Genomic DNA, 13,131 nt, shown 5'->3' with positions numbered 1-13,131 from the left:
TAACTATGAAAATTAGGAGGCTTATCATGGCTGATTTATCAATTGATCTTGCAGGTATAAAATCTCCCAATCCTTTTTGGCTTGCTTCAGCACCACCTACTAATTCGGGTTATCAAGTCCAGCGTGCATTTGAAGCTGGCTGGGGAGGAGCCGTTTGGAAGACATTAGGTGATCCCATCCTGAATGTCTCATCACGTTTTGCAGCAGTCAGTTTTAATGGACAGAGAGTTGCCGGGTTCAACAATATAGAATTGATTACGGATCGGCCGCTTGAAGTGAATCTGAAAGAAATATATGAAACGAAGAAAAGGTTCCCTGATCATGCAATCATTGCATCGGTAATGGTTGAGCCACAACAGGAAAAGTGGCATGAAATCATCAAGCGTATAGAAGATGTAGGGGTCGATGGTTACGAGTTGAACTTTGGCTGCCCCCACGGTATGGCAGAGCGTGGGATGGGAGCTGCTTCGGGACAGGTCCCCGAACTTGTGGAAAAGCAAACATACTGGGCGAAAGAAGCTGCATCCAAACCCGTCATCGTCAAGCTTACACCCAATATAACCGACATTACGGTTACGGCTGAAGCGGCGGTGCGCGGCGGTGCGGATGCAATAAGCATGATCAATACGATCAACAGCTTGGCAGGAGTGGATATCCATTCATGGAATACGATTCCCCATGTAGGCGGCAAGGGGGCTCACGGAGGGTATTGTGGTCCAGCTGTGAAACCGATCGCTTTGAATATGGTGGCAGAGTGTGCAAGGAATAAAATGATCAATGTTCCCATTTCCGGAATAGGCGGGATTTCAAATTGGCAGGATACGGTGGAATTTTTATTGATGGGTTCGACTGGCGTGCAAATTTGTACGGCTGCCATGCATCACGGTTTTAGAATAGTAGAAGACTTGATTGATGGCCTGTCCAATTACCTTGATGAAAAAGGGATTTCTTCCGTGATGGATATTGTCGGTAAGTCCGTACCTCGCTATTCCGATTGGGGGAATTTAGATCTTAATTATAAGGTCGTTGCGCGAATTAATAATGATGTGTGCATTAACTGCAATAAATGCCATATTGCGTGTGAAGATACATCTCATCAATGTATAGATATGTTAAAGGACACGTCAGGCAGCTCCTTCTTGAGAGTGCGCGAAGAAGATTGCGTAGGCTGTAATCTTTGCTCAATCGTCTGTCCGGTCGATGGGGCGATCGATATGATCGAATTGACAAATGAATTACCGCCAATGACCTGGAATGAACGCCAATCGTTCCTTGGGGGCATAGGCAGTGAAAGCGTTGATTTCGTAAAATGATGGAGGGGTCGAATATGAAGAAAATCATTAAAAATGGAACGATTGCAACCGCTGCGGATACGTATCAAGCGGATATATTGATTGAAAATGAGAAGATTGCAATGATTGGAAAGGACCTGCCGGCTGAGGGGGCCGAAATAATTGATGCAAAAGGCGCTTATGTTTTTCCGGGGGGCATTGATCCGCATACCCATCTCGATATGCCGTTTGGCGGGACAACGACAAAGGATGATTATGAAACGGGTACGATTGCTGCTGCATATGGAGGCACGACAACAATCATTGACTTTTGTCTGACCGAAAAAGGGGTGCCGTTAAAGAAAGCAATTGAAACATGGCATGAAAAGGCCAATGAAAAGGCGGCCATAGATTATGGCTTTCATTTAATGATCAGTGAGATTAATGATGATGTATTGGCTGAATTGCCAAGTATCATCGATAATGAAGGGATTTCTTCCTTTAAAGTGTTCATGGCTTACAAGAATGTTTTTCAGGCTGATGATGCCACTCTATACCGCACTTTGTTGCAAGCAAAGGAACTTGGCGCACTTGTCATGGTTCACGCTGAAAATGGTGATGTCATCGACTATCTTACAAAGCAGGCGCTAGCTGAAGGTAACACCGATCCAATTTACCATGCATTAACAAGGCCTCCGGAGCTTGAAGGGGAAGCAACTGGACGGGCAGCTAAACTGACGGAAATGGCAAATGGTCAGCTCTATGTCGTTCATGTCACCTGTGAAGATGCGGTGGAAAAGATCACTGAGGCAAGAAATAAAGGGGTGGATATTTGGGGGGAGACTTGTCCGCAATATTTGGTTCTTGACCAGTCATATCTTGAAAAGCCCCATTTCGAAGGATCTAAGTATGTATGGTCACCGCCGTTAAGGGAGAAGAAAAACCAGGAAGTGCTATGGAATGCTTTGAAAACGGGACAGCTGCAAACGATCGGCTCCGATCAATGCTCTTTTGATTTTAAGGGACAGAAGGAACTTGGACGTGAAGATTTCACGAAAATACCGAACGGCGGACCCACGATTGAGGACCGCATGAGTATCCTCTTTTCTGAAGGGGTCATGAAAGAGCGTATTAACTTGAATCAATTCGTCGATATGACCGCTACGCGTGCTGCCAAACTATTTGGATTATTCCCGAAGAAAGGGACGATTGCAGTAGGTTCGGATGCTGATATTGTCATTTTTGACCCGAAAGTTGAAAGGGCCATTTCTGCTGATACTCATCACATGGCTGTGGATTATAATGCGTTTGAAGGTATGGAAATTACAGGTGAACCGGTTTCCGTTTTATCGAGAGGTCAATTCGTCATTAAAGACAAACAATTCGTAGGCGAAGCTGGAAAAGGGCAATTCTTGAAACGGGCAAAATATAATGCGGCGCTGAATCCGGATACCGGGAAAAAGCTTCCTGTCTAACTTCGGTAGGAACCTTGCAAATTCATTTAGGGGGATTATCTATGAGTGAGAAGAAAGATTATTTAAAGTCTCCCGATTTGCTGCCTATACCTCATAGTGAGAAAAATATAAGTGCAGCCGGATTTGGTTTCATTTGGGTGGGCATGGCTGTAGTATTGGCTGCTTTCGCAATCGGTGGGAACGGTGTTCAGAGTTTATCCTTAGGCTGGGTCGTTCTTGCAACGGTCATTGCCTGTGTGGTTCTCGGCTTTTTGATGACAATGACAGGGGATATTGGTGTTGAACATGGAATATCATTCCCAGTCTATATGAGGGCGCCGTTCGGTACGATTGGCACCCACATCCCTTCGGTTGTACGGGGTTTTGTAGCGTCATGCTGGTTCGGCCTCAATACTTACTTTGGAGCTACTGCAATGAACGCTATCTTCACAACCCTTTTTGACTTTGATAATTGGTTTATCTGCTTCCTCATTTTTGCCGTTTTACAATTAGTCAACACGGCTATGGGAATAAAGTCGATAGAACGATTCGCCGACTTGGCGGCGCCCGTCATCATTTTAATTTCTGGCTGGATGTATTTCACTCTATCCGATCAGGCTGTGGCCCAAGGAAGAGATGTATGGTCCTGGATTGAAAGTCCGGTCACTGGCGGGGCTGCCGCTACAGCTTTCATGGTCGTCATTATGGCAAATATGGGATTTTGGGGCACGTTGACTGCAGATATGCCCACGCTTTCCCGCTATATAAAGGCACCAAAAAATGAAAAAAATTGGTTCAAGCGCAATAAGGGGCAAATAATTGGGAATATTATCACCTATCCCATCACTCAGACGTTCATGGTGATTATCGGAGCGGTTTCTTATATGGCTGTTTCCAATTATGATCCTGTAGTTGCCATACAGGGATCAGCAAGTGGAATTGCTCTCGGCGTCCTTTTAATCATGATCGTATTTGCTCAATGGTCGACGAATACTACGGCCAATGTCATTCCCGCAGCTACCATTTTCTCCAATGTCATGGGTCCTAAAATGCCATTTTGGGCGGGAGTCGTCGTAGCAGGGGTCATTGGTATAGTAGTTCAGCCATGGAGCCTGTTCGGCATCATAATAGAAGTTTTATTAATAATAGGCGGAATCCTGGCATCCATTGTCGGCATCCTGGTAGCGGATTACTATTTCCTCCGTAAACGGAGAGTGAATGTACAAGAACTCTATGAGAGTGAAGGCCAGTATAAATACTTGAATGGAGTGAATTGGGCAGGAATCATTTCTTGGGTGATTGGTGGAATTGGTGCCACGATTTTTTCGAATTATTCGTTCATTATTGGTTTTCTTCTCGGCGGTGCAAGTTATTATATATTAGCTAAGTATTGGTGGTTCAAGCAATATGAACAAGCTGAAATCGTTGATCCCAGCGATGAGAAATATTTAGGTATTTCCGTTGGGAGGGATTGGAAAATCGGAGAAGGTCCAGAACTTGAGGAAGAGATTGTTTTTACGGCTTCAACCGGCAAGGAGAACGTGTGAAAAAGGGGGAATGGAAATGTCCGAATATCAAGAGTATCGCTTGGAAAGGGAACAAATCGATTTTTTACTTGAAAGAGGATATCGAATCACCCGGGTTTCCGAAAGTTTAAGTGGAGCTTTTCTCGATTTTGAACTGATTGAAGGAACGAAGCAGGAATGGAAGCAATTGAACATCAAAACCCCGGAAGGAAGGAAATACTTCTCTACATTGCTTTTCAAAAAATTGAATTGAAATAGTTATGAACCGGCCCCATTCCTCACGAATGGGGCCTTTTTTCGTGCGCCCGGCATGGGTGCAATCTATAGGGTGAAAGTCCCGAACCATGAAGGCAGTAGTAGTGGTTAGCTTAATGCAAGGGTGTCCACGGTGACGTGGAATCTGAAGGAAGCAAGCGGCAAACCTCCGGTCTGAGGAACACGAACTTCATATAAGGCTAGGTATCATTGGATGAGTTTGCGAAACAAAACAAAGTCCTTACTGCCGAAGGTGGTACAGAGTAAATGAAGCAGATAGATGGAGGGAAAGATTGCACTCTTACCCGGGGAGGTCTGATGACAGCCAAGTACACTTGGTAACCTGTCCAGTGATGGACAGCTGAATCATCAGAAGTCAGCAGAGGTCATAGTACTTGTCTACTCGGAAGATAAGGAAGGACCGAACAGATTAAGGAGGATGAATACTAGGCGTTCGTTATCTGCAAAGAAGCAAACAATTCCTAACGGAACTTATTTGAAGGAAGAAGTGGTGAATACACGGGGAACTTCAAAAGGGTGGAGCAGATAAAGGCACAAATAGACCATTTATCCACGTAGAAAGGATATCAACGATGTTAATGGAACAGATACTAGAGAGGGAAAACTTAATACAGGCATTGAAGCGTGTAGAAAGAAATAAGGGAAGCCATGGTGTAGATGGAATGCCGGTTCAAAACCTGAGACCGCACCTCGTAACCGAATGGTACAACATGAAAACTGCCCTTTTACAGGGTACCTATCAACCGCAGCCCGTCCGTCGTATCGAAATCCCGAAACCAAACGGCGGAGTTTCGGCTATTGGGTATTCCAACCGTTCTAGACCGTTTCATTCAACAAGCCATTGCCCAAATATTGACCAAGATATATGACTCAACCTTTTCGGAGAATAGCTATGGATTTCGCCCTAACAAACAAGGGCACCAGGCGGTTCGAAAGGCAAAGTCCTATATAACCGAAGGTTATACATGGGTAGTGGATATGGACTTGGAGAAGTTCTTCGATAAAGTGAATCATGACAAGCTCATGGGAATGTTAGAGCGGAAAATTGAAGATAAACGAGTTCTCAAACTGATTCGAAAATTCCTTCAAGCAGGCATTATGATAGGCGGACTTTTTCATAAAAGTGAGGAGGGAACTCCGCAAGGAGGTCCGTTAAGTCCTTTATTATCTAATATCAAGTTAGACGACTTAGATAAAGAACTAGAGAAACGCAATCTTCGATTCGTAAGGTATGCGGATGACAGTACTATCTTTGTGAAGACACGAAAAGCCGCCAAACGTGCAATGGGAAATATCTCAAGCTTCATTGAAAATAAACTGAAGCTAAAGGTCAACTACGAGAAGTCGAAGTATGATCGCCCTTGGAACAGAACGTTTCTCGGTTTTAGTTTCACGAAGTCAAAGAAGAACCCGAAGGTTCTACTGGCTAAACAAACGGTGAAGAGAGTAAAGAAACGAATCAGGGAAATGTCCTCGAGAAAATTACCGATACCCATGAAACTCCGAATAAATAAGTTAAAGCAATACCTTAGAGGTTGGATGGGGTATTTCGCCCTCATTGATACTCCGAACGTATTGAAGAATTTAGATTCATGGATTCGAAGAAGACTCAGGATGTGCCTATGGAAGCAATGGAAATTGCCAAGAACGAGGGTGAGGAAACTCAAAGGATTAGGCGTCCCATTTGGAAAAGCCTATGAATGGGGAAATAGCAGAAAAGGCTATTGGCGCATAGCGCATAGTCCTATTCTAGACAAAACCCTTAATAATGTTTATTGGCTCCATCATGGGTTAGTAAATCTATATGAACGATATACAAAACTACGTCAGACTTAAACTGAACCGCCGTATACCGAACGGTATGTACGGTGGTGTGAGAGGTCGGAGGCTAGGCGCCTCCTCCTACTCGATTTGTACCTGTTCGAGTTTTTTGTAGAATTTTGACGTTAGATATTCTAACAAGTGTCTGGAGATTTAAGGATTGTCCGTTTATAATAGATTTTAAAGCAGTTTTATAAAAGGATGTGGATGGATGAATACATCGATTACAATCGAGGAGATTCTAACACGCAAGCATTTTAATCTGACGGATATAATTGCAGGTAGCAGTGGGATAAAGCGTCAAGTGAAGTGGGTCCACTGCATGGAAGTCACCCAAATCAGCCATTTGTTAAATGGAAATGAACTGATTCTGACTACCGGTTTAGGGTGGAAAGATTGCGATGACACATTTCTATCCTACTTAAGACAGTTAATTGAATGCGATGCAGCTGGACTCTGTATAGAGATTGGCGCGAACACCATGGCAGTGCCGCAATGTGCCATTGATCTTGCAAATGAACGGCAATTCCCTATCATCCTATTTCATGAAGAAGTCCCTTTCGTAGAAATTACGCAGGATATTCATTCCCTTATCATAAATAAACAATATCAAATGATCTCCAACTTAGAAAACTACTCCCAGCAGTTAAATAAAAATCTCCTCGAAATTGACCATTATGAACCAATCCTAAAATTTCTCCACAGTTATTTAAATGTACAGGTTATTCTTATCTTTAATGAAAATGATATAGCCAGCATTCCAAAAATAAAGAAAAAAATAACCTATCAAATGGTAGCGGACATATACGAAGAGAAGCGGAAATTGGATAAAACCGTTCTTGGACAGCCGATTCAAGTGCTCGGTGAAAATTATGCGGAACTGCTCATTTGCAGCAACGACAGAGAGTTGACTGATTTTGATTCACTGATCTTGGATCGAACGGCTACCGCATTGGCACAGCATCTATTAAGGGAGTTATATATAGAAGAAAAGAAAATGTCGGAAGAAAGTAAATGGCTTACAAATTGGATTGAAGGTGAATATAGCGACGAAGCAATTCGGGAGAGGCTTTCCTATATTGATCCGAAAATGCAGTTGGATGGCGGAATTGTTTGCATTTGCAAACAACACCAAAAATACAATAAAAGTTCCACAAAATTAGATGGAACCTATTTTAAGATAATGTTTAGAACAGTTTTTGAACAGTACGGCTTTCAGATATTTTCCATGGAAATACATCAGCATCTTGTTTTTATTTTAGGTGATAATCGTTCATCTGAAGATTGGAAATCAAGGGTTTCAAGCGCGGTGGATCGAATCATGAAAATGGATGTAAGCGGGCGTAATCGTATGGGGATGCTTTCCATTGGGTTTGGAAAGCATGTTCAAAGGTTAAGTGAGATTTATAAAAGTTATGAAACGGCCCGTGAGACTTTGCTGCTTCAGGATACTCTACCAGAGGATAACAGGAGCTTCTTTTATCAGGACTTACATATGCATCGCATGATTTCGCTCATAAATAAACATGGTAATCTGGAGGAAACGGTGTACGAATATTTAGGTCCGGTCATTGAATATGACAAGCAAAACAATGGTGAGTTAATGCCTACCCTGAAGACCTATCTTGCTTGTAACGGTTCTAAACAGGAAACATCGAAACAACTATTCATTGTCCGGCAAACGCTATATCATAGGCTTGAAAAATTGGAGAAACTGCTAGGTTCTGATTTTATGCGTTCAGATAAGCGTCTGGGCCTTGAATTCATGATTTTTGCATTGGACTTCTTACAATACAGCAGCAGGAAGATCAGTGGAAAATATGTAGACAAATATATTGGGAGATAAAAAATAAGTACGGCTGAAGGGTGTCCCGAGGGCATCCTTTTTTGAATGCAAGGAAAGGGAAGCTAATACAAGGTTAATGCTGACATCAAATTAGCCTATATAGCTTATTGATGTCAGCATCTTTTATTAATATTCATCTTTTTTGGAAAGGCAGCGGTCACATTCCAAGAGGTAGGATTCAGCTTGTTCAATGATATGGGTCCCGCATTCCGAACATTGTTTAGGTGGCAGTGTCCTGAAGAATTCCAATGGGTTTTTAGTTTGCATGATGATTCCTCCTTATGTTTTGGTTTAATCAGTCTTCATGTTTCGAAAGGCAGTGATCACATTCCATTAAGTAGGATTCAGCTTGTTCAATGATATGGGTCCCGCATTCCGAACATTGTTTAGGTGGCAGTGTCCTGAAGAATTCCAATGGGTTTTTAGTTTGCATGATGATTCCTCCTTATGTTTTGGTTTAATCAGTCTTCATGTTTCGAAAGGCAGTGATCACATTCCATTAAGTAGGATTCAGCTTGTTCAATGATATGGGTCCCGCATTCCGAACATTGTTTAGGCGGCAGTGTCCTGAAGAATTCCAATGGGTTTTTAGTTTGCATGATGATTCCTCCTATTTGATTTGGTTTAATCAGTCTTCGCGTTTGGAAAGGCAGCGGTCACATTCCATTAAGTAGGATTCAGCTTGTTCAGTGATATGGGTTCCGCACTCCGAACATTGTTTAGGCGGCAGTGTCCTGAAGAATTCCAGTGGATTAATAGTTTGCATGATGGTTCCTCCTTTTGATTTGGTTTAATCAGTCTTCGCGTCTGGAAAGGCACCGGTCACATTCCATTAAGTAGGATTCAGCGTGCTCAATAATATGGTCACCGCACTCGGGGCAATGTTTAGCAGGGATATTGTTAAAAAACTCAATGGATTTTTTCATTTGCATGATATTTCCTCCTTTTAATGGTAGATATATTTTCCGATCGCTTTATTCTTCACGTTTGGAAAGGCAGCGATCGCATTCCATCAGATAGGAATCTGAGTGGTCCACATGTGTTTCACCACACTCCGGGCAATGTTTAAATGAATCGATTATGAATAAATCTGATTGATTTGCTTGCATGTCTCGCTCCCCCTCTTTATAGTACAGTTTTTCGTGTTTGCTTGTTGTTATAATACAGTATATACCCGAATTTGGAAAATGTATAGGTATTTTACAGAAAATTTGAAATTTATTTCGCGGATAGTCTGAAAACCCTATAAGGAAAGGGATTCATCACCTGTTTATTTTTGTATTTTTCTTCGCGGCAAGTAGGAAATTGAAGAAATAATGCTTTTTATAAAAGAAAAGAACAAAGAGGGAGCGAAAGGGACAGACAATTTTCAATTGATTGAGATAGGTATGAATGTAACAGATGAGGAACAGGAAAGTTCAGTGATCAATGAATGGCTGTTCCACAGTCCATGTAACATATAAGAGCTTGTTCTAAAAGGTCAGCAGAATTCAAGTGGCAGCGATATTTTTAAGTTACTGGGGAAATGCTTATTCAACAATCAGAAAAATTGTCCGTATGGTTTTAGTACATCAGTAAAGAGGTAACTTGCTAATAGAAGTACAATAATGGGAGGTAGCATATGTCGAAAGCGATGATTATCATCAATCCATCTTCAGGTAAGGAAAAGGCAGGAAAGATTTTGCCGAAAGCGGAAAAGGCACTTGGTGAAATTTTTGATGAGGTGTGCGTTCGTGAAACGGAAGGAGAGGGGGATGCTACGGATTTTGCTAAGGGGGCATGTGCAGAAAGGTTCGATGCTGTCATTTCCATGGGTGGGGATGGAACGGTGAACGAGATAGTGAGTGGCATGGGCGAGCAGCGACATCGGCCCATTTTCGGAATCATTCCACTAGGAACCATTAATGATTTCGCGAGATCTTTGGGAATACCCCTGAATCCCAATGCAGCCATCGAGATATTAAAGGATATGCATATTAAGGAATCGGACATAGGGAAGATCAATGATCGTTACTTCATGAATGTGTTGGCAGTAGGGGCGATTGCCGAGGCTACCTATAATGTTACCGTTGAACAAAAAACCCGTCTGGGGTCTTTTGCATATTTCATTGAAGGAGCAAAAGCGATCATTAAAAAGACTCCATTTCCTTTAACGGTTGAACATGATCAGGGAAAGTGGATGGGCGAGGCTCATTTACTAATTGCAACAATGACTAACTCTGTCGGCGGTTTCGAACAACTTGCACCAGAGGCGGAAGTGAATGATGGAAAGCTGCACACATTCATCATTAAGGATTTATCTCTTCCTCTAATCGTCAAGATCATTCCCAGTTTAATTAGGGGGGAGATCAAGGGGCATGATGAAGTTGAATATATTAAAACATCCAAGCTCCATTTAGCCACATCAGAGGAACTTGCAGTCAATATCGATGGCGATGAAGGCATTCTTCTTCCTTTCCAGGCAAATGTACTGCACAAACATCTTCGTCTCTTTGTCCCGGGAACTATATAAGTTATTTAATCCCAACTTGTTATGTTGGTTGTCTTTCTTTAGGTGGGAAGCTGATTATGTTAGCCAATCAGCTTTTTCCTGTTATGCGGTTACCCAAGTTTGTTGATGGAGTTGATTTTGTAAACATCCAATCACCTCGATCTTCATGATGGTTCATCGCGCAAAACGAAAGCTCCTTTGCTTTTATAAAAGGTATCATTATTCAGGTGGGTTCTAGGTTAGAATAGTTAATGCATGAATGAATGGGTATAAATATGTTACGCTTATAGTTATGATAATAGATGAGAGAGGAAGTTTGATGTTTGTATGGAGTTTTTTCTTGTTATATTAGCCCTTCTAATATTGATTGGAGTGTCTAATGTAATTAACCATTTTATACCCTTTATACCTGTACCATTAATACAAATAGCACTGGGTGTCATATTGGCACTTTTACCCCTGGGTATACATGTTGAGATGGAGACGGAATTATTTTTGCTGTTATTCATCGCACCCCTATTATTCAATGATGGCAAAAATGTACCCCGAACAGCACTATGGAAGTTGAGAGCACCCATTCTAATGCTTGCACTGGGCCTGGTATTCATAACGGTTTGGGCAGGCGGTTATTTAATTAATTGGATGATCCCTTCGATACCATTGCCGGCAGCGTTCGCTTTAGCGGCCATTTTGTCACCTACGGATGTTGTGGCAGTAAGCGCTTTGGCGAGTCGGGTCAAGTTACCGAAGAGCATCATGCACCTTCTCGAAGGAGAAGGGTTAATGAATGATGCCTCAGGTTTAGTAGCCTTTAAGTTTGCCGTTGCAGCTACAGTCACTGGTGTTTTCTCCTTAGTCGACGCAACCTTCAGTTTCATATGGATAGCAATTGGTGGATTTGTAGGTGGAGCAATACTTGCTTTCATCATTATCAGGCTTCGTGTATTTCTTCGCCGTTTAGGGATGGAAGATGTCACGATGCATATGCTGATCCAAATCCTAACTCCTTTTATTATTTTCCTCGCTGTGGAACATTTCCACCTTTCTGGGATTTTAGCGGTCGTGGCTGGAGGGATTGTCCATGCCATTGAACGAGATCGGGAAATATCACCAACTGTAGAACTTCAGGTCGTATCAAAGAGTACATGGTCCGTCATTTTATATGTATTGAATGGTCTTGTATTCGTTTTGCTTGGATTGCAAATCCCAAGCGTGGCGAAAACGATCTTTCAAGATCCAGCCTTCAATAATGGACAAGTTATCCTTTATATCGTGATCATTACACTTTTTCTCTTCGCTTTACGATTCATTTGGCTTACGGCTGCCTGGTCGATTGGCTGGATGACGAAAAAAGCAGGCGCCCAAAAGCCAGACTTCAAAGCGGCCGGAATCATTACGATTTCCGGTGTTCGCGGAGCTGTAACATTAGCGGGTTCGTTCTCGATTCCGTATGTGCTGGCAGATGGAAGTCCTTTTCCTGAGCGTTCGTTAATCATCTTCATTGCAGCAGGTGTCATATTGCTGACCTTGATTGTTGCGAGTGTATTTCTGCCAATCGTGGCACGGTCAGAAGAAGAGGAAGTGGTGGACAAGCAGGCTGATAAAACGAAAGCTGCTGCCATTCACTCACATCAAGCGGCCATTCGGGTGATTGAGTCCCAAATGACAGATGAAAACCGGGAAGCGGCTTTATCAATCATTTCTAGGTACTGTACCAAGATCAATGAATTGTCCTATGTAGAACAGGAGAAAGAACCGGCTGCATTAAGGGAAGAAGAGAAGGTCCTTCGCTTCAAGGCCCTTGAAGCAGAGCAAAGATTCCTGGATAAACTTATTAAGGATGAAAAAGTGGACCGGGAAACGGCGTATATATGCAAGGAATACATCCAGCGCATGGAAGGTGCCGTAACAAATCGACTGAAGTTCCGTTTTTTCAGGTCAGTAACGCTTTTCAGAAGAAGTATGCTGAGGGTTTTAAAATTATTTTTCCCTAATAAAAGAGAAATAAGAAAAATCAATCTTGAGAGATTGGAAAAGGTCAGGGACCTTAAAATCAGGATGTATAAAGCTGCCATCCAAGAGATACAAGCCGGAATTACACCTGATAATCATGAGACATCCTCGATGATCATAGAAGAGTATAAAGTGTTGATTTTAAAATGCAAACGTGAAAATAGAGGCCGTACCCCTAGTAAAATGGCCGATTATGAAAAAGAGCTGTTCTATAAAGCGATCCAAGCAGAACGGGACGAAGTGCAGGATATGTTTGAAAAACGACAAATTTCCCGTGATGTTGCCAACATACTCCGCCAGCAAATCAATTTACGAGAAGCACTAACAATCAATGAAAATACACATTGATAACTTAAGGAGCACTGCCGATATATTCGGCAGTGCTCCTTCCGGTTTGTGAAGGGAATATCTGACGGGGCATCGAATCTTTAAT

13 protein-coding genes and 1 pseudogene are annotated in these 13,131 nt (G+C 42.3%); 8 read left to right on the top strand and 6 right to left on the bottom strand.

The genetic code is table 11. The annotated features are described in order from the left end of the window. The first annotated feature begins 26 nt into the window (after positions 1 to 26). The 6 genes and pseudogenes from preA (at position 27) to QFZ73_RS10160 (ending at position 8,194) form a co-directional block, all read left to right on the top strand. Entirely contained in the window at positions 27 to 1,313 is a 1,287-nt protein-coding gene (preA, locus tag QFZ73_RS10185; protein WP_251435899.1) for an NAD-dependent dihydropyrimidine dehydrogenase subunit PreA, read from the top strand. Between the two features lie 14 nt (positions 1,314 to 1,327). Then, positions 1,328 to 2,746: a dihydropyrimidinase gene (gene hydA / locus QFZ73_RS10180; RefSeq protein ID WP_307265840.1), complete on the top strand. Its 1,419-nt coding sequence runs from the start codon at positions 1,328 to 1,330 to the stop codon at positions 2,744 to 2,746. A gap of 41 nt (positions 2,747 to 2,787) precedes the next feature. Beyond that, positions 2,788 to 4,272 carry an NCS1 family transporter gene (locus QFZ73_RS10175; protein ID WP_251435905.1) on the top strand — a complete coding sequence of 495 codons (1,485 nt, stop codon included), beginning with the start codon at positions 2,788 to 2,790 and terminating at the stop codon, positions 4,270 to 4,272. A 16-nt stretch (positions 4,273 to 4,288) separates the two neighbouring features. Next, the gene (locus tag QFZ73_RS10170) at positions 4,289 to 4,504 is read left to right on the top strand and encodes a hypothetical protein (RefSeq protein WP_063236190.1); all 216 of its coding nucleotides are present in this window, start codon (positions 4,289 to 4,291) and stop codon (positions 4,502 to 4,504) included. 595 nt (positions 4,505 to 5,099) lie between these two features. Next, a pseudogene (gene ltrA / locus QFZ73_RS10165) lies at positions 5,100 to 6,363 on the top strand (group II intron reverse transcriptase/maturase). Positions 6,364 to 6,559: 196 nt separating this feature from the next. Continuing rightward, on the top strand, positions 6,560 to 8,194 hold the full coding sequence (locus QFZ73_RS10160) for a PucR family transcriptional regulator (protein WP_307265837.1): 1,635 nt from the start codon (positions 6,560 to 6,562) through the stop codon (positions 8,192 to 8,194). 126 nt (positions 8,195 to 8,320) lie between these two features. Here the strand turns inward: QFZ73_RS10160 and yhfH (QFZ73_RS10155) are convergent, their stop codons facing one another. From yhfH (QFZ73_RS10155) to yhfH (QFZ73_RS10130), 6 genes are read right to left on the bottom strand one after another with little or no spacing between them, the layout of a single operon-like run. Next, the gene (gene yhfH / locus QFZ73_RS10155; protein WP_082201098.1) at positions 8,321 to 8,461 is read right to left on the bottom strand and encodes a protein YhfH; all 141 of its coding nucleotides are present in this window, start codon (positions 8,459 to 8,461) and stop codon (positions 8,321 to 8,323) included. Positions 8,462 to 8,489: 28 nt separating this feature from the next. After that, positions 8,490 to 8,627, bottom strand: a complete 138-nt coding sequence (yhfH, locus tag QFZ73_RS10150; protein ID WP_307265832.1) for a protein YhfH — start codon at positions 8,625 to 8,627, stop codon at positions 8,490 to 8,492. Positions 8,628 to 8,655: 28 nt separating this feature from the next. Beyond that, positions 8,656 to 8,793, bottom strand: coding sequence for a protein YhfH (yhfH, locus tag QFZ73_RS10145; protein WP_307265832.1), 138 nt, complete (start codon positions 8,791 to 8,793; stop codon positions 8,656 to 8,658). 29 nt (positions 8,794 to 8,822) lie between these two features. Beyond that, a complete protein-coding gene (gene yhfH, locus QFZ73_RS10140; RefSeq protein ID WP_251435914.1) occupies positions 8,823 to 8,960 on the bottom strand; it encodes a protein YhfH in 138 nt (45 codons plus the stop codon). Positions 8,961 to 8,988: 28 nt separating this feature from the next. After that, on the bottom strand, positions 8,989 to 9,120 hold the full coding sequence (gene yhfH, locus QFZ73_RS10135) for a protein YhfH (RefSeq protein ID WP_373459003.1): 132 nt from the start codon (positions 9,118 to 9,120) through the stop codon (positions 8,989 to 8,991). 48 nt (positions 9,121 to 9,168) lie between these two features. After that, positions 9,169 to 9,303, bottom strand: a complete 135-nt coding sequence (gene yhfH, locus QFZ73_RS10130) for a protein YhfH (RefSeq protein WP_098372155.1) — start codon at positions 9,301 to 9,303, stop codon at positions 9,169 to 9,171. Between the two features lie 512 nt (positions 9,304 to 9,815). On the opposite strand from yhfH (QFZ73_RS10130), the gene QFZ73_RS10125 reads away from it, so the two are divergent. Together QFZ73_RS10125 and QFZ73_RS10120 are read left to right on the top strand one after the other, a co-directional pair. Beyond that, on the top strand, positions 9,816 to 10,706 hold the full coding sequence (locus tag QFZ73_RS10125) for a diacylglycerol/lipid kinase family protein (RefSeq protein WP_307265826.1): 891 nt from the start codon (positions 9,816 to 9,818) through the stop codon (positions 10,704 to 10,706). A gap of 306 nt (positions 10,707 to 11,012) precedes the next feature. Beyond that, complete coding sequence (locus QFZ73_RS10120; RefSeq protein WP_307265823.1) at positions 11,013 to 13,046, top strand: Na+/H+ antiporter; 2,034 nt, start codon at positions 11,013 to 11,015, stop codon at positions 13,044 to 13,046. Positions 13,047 to 13,131 lie beyond the last annotated feature (85 nt).

Origin of the sequence: Peribacillus sp. V2I11, assembly GCF_030817135.1 — a bacterium.
GTDB classification, from domain to species: domain Bacteria; phylum Bacillota; class Bacilli; order Bacillales; family DSM-1321; genus Peribacillus; species Peribacillus simplex.
This window is presented reverse-complemented; position numbering and strand designations above follow the sequence as displayed.

What these genes read in the sequence shown, in the direction of transcription:
- QFZ73_RS10170 (WP_063236190.1), top strand. Translation starts at nt 4,289, where the DNA reads ATGTCCGAATATCAAGAGTATCGCTTGGAAAGGGAACAAATCGATTTT.
- yhfH (WP_307265832.1), bottom strand. Translation starts at nt 8,627, where the DNA reads ATGCAAACTAAAAACCCATTGGAATTCTTCAGGACACTGCCACCTAAA.
- preA (WP_251435899.1), top strand. Translation starts at nt 27, where the DNA reads ATGGCTGATTTATCAATTGATCTTGCAGGTATAAAATCTCCCAATCCT.
- yhfH (WP_251435914.1), bottom strand. Translation starts at nt 8,960, where the DNA reads ATGCAAACTATTAATCCACTGGAATTCTTCAGGACACTGCCGCCTAAA.
- yhfH (WP_307265832.1), bottom strand. Translation starts at nt 8,793, where the DNA reads ATGCAAACTAAAAACCCATTGGAATTCTTCAGGACACTGCCGCCTAAA.
- QFZ73_RS10120 (WP_307265823.1), top strand. Translation starts at nt 11,013, where the DNA reads ATGGAGTTTTTTCTTGTTATATTAGCCCTTCTAATATTGATTGGAGTG.
- yhfH (WP_098372155.1), bottom strand. Translation starts at nt 9,303, where the DNA reads ATGCAAGCAAATCAATCAGATTTATTCATAATCGATTCATTTAAACAT.
- QFZ73_RS10160 (WP_307265837.1), top strand. Translation starts at nt 6,560, where the DNA reads ATGAATACATCGATTACAATCGAGGAGATTCTAACACGCAAGCATTTT.
- hydA (WP_307265840.1), top strand. Translation starts at nt 1,328, where the DNA reads ATGAAGAAAATCATTAAAAATGGAACGATTGCAACCGCTGCGGATACG.
- yhfH (WP_373459003.1), bottom strand. Translation starts at nt 9,120, where the DNA reads ATGAAAAAATCCATTGAGTTTTTTAACAATATCCCTGCTAAACATTGC.
- yhfH (WP_082201098.1), bottom strand. Translation starts at nt 8,461, where the DNA reads ATGCAAACTAAAAACCCATTGGAATTCTTCAGGACACTGCCACCTAAA.
- QFZ73_RS10175 (WP_251435905.1), top strand. Translation starts at nt 2,788, where the DNA reads ATGAGTGAGAAGAAAGATTATTTAAAGTCTCCCGATTTGCTGCCTATA.
- QFZ73_RS10125 (WP_307265826.1), top strand. Translation starts at nt 9,816, where the DNA reads ATGTCGAAAGCGATGATTATCATCAATCCATCTTCAGGTAAGGAAAAG.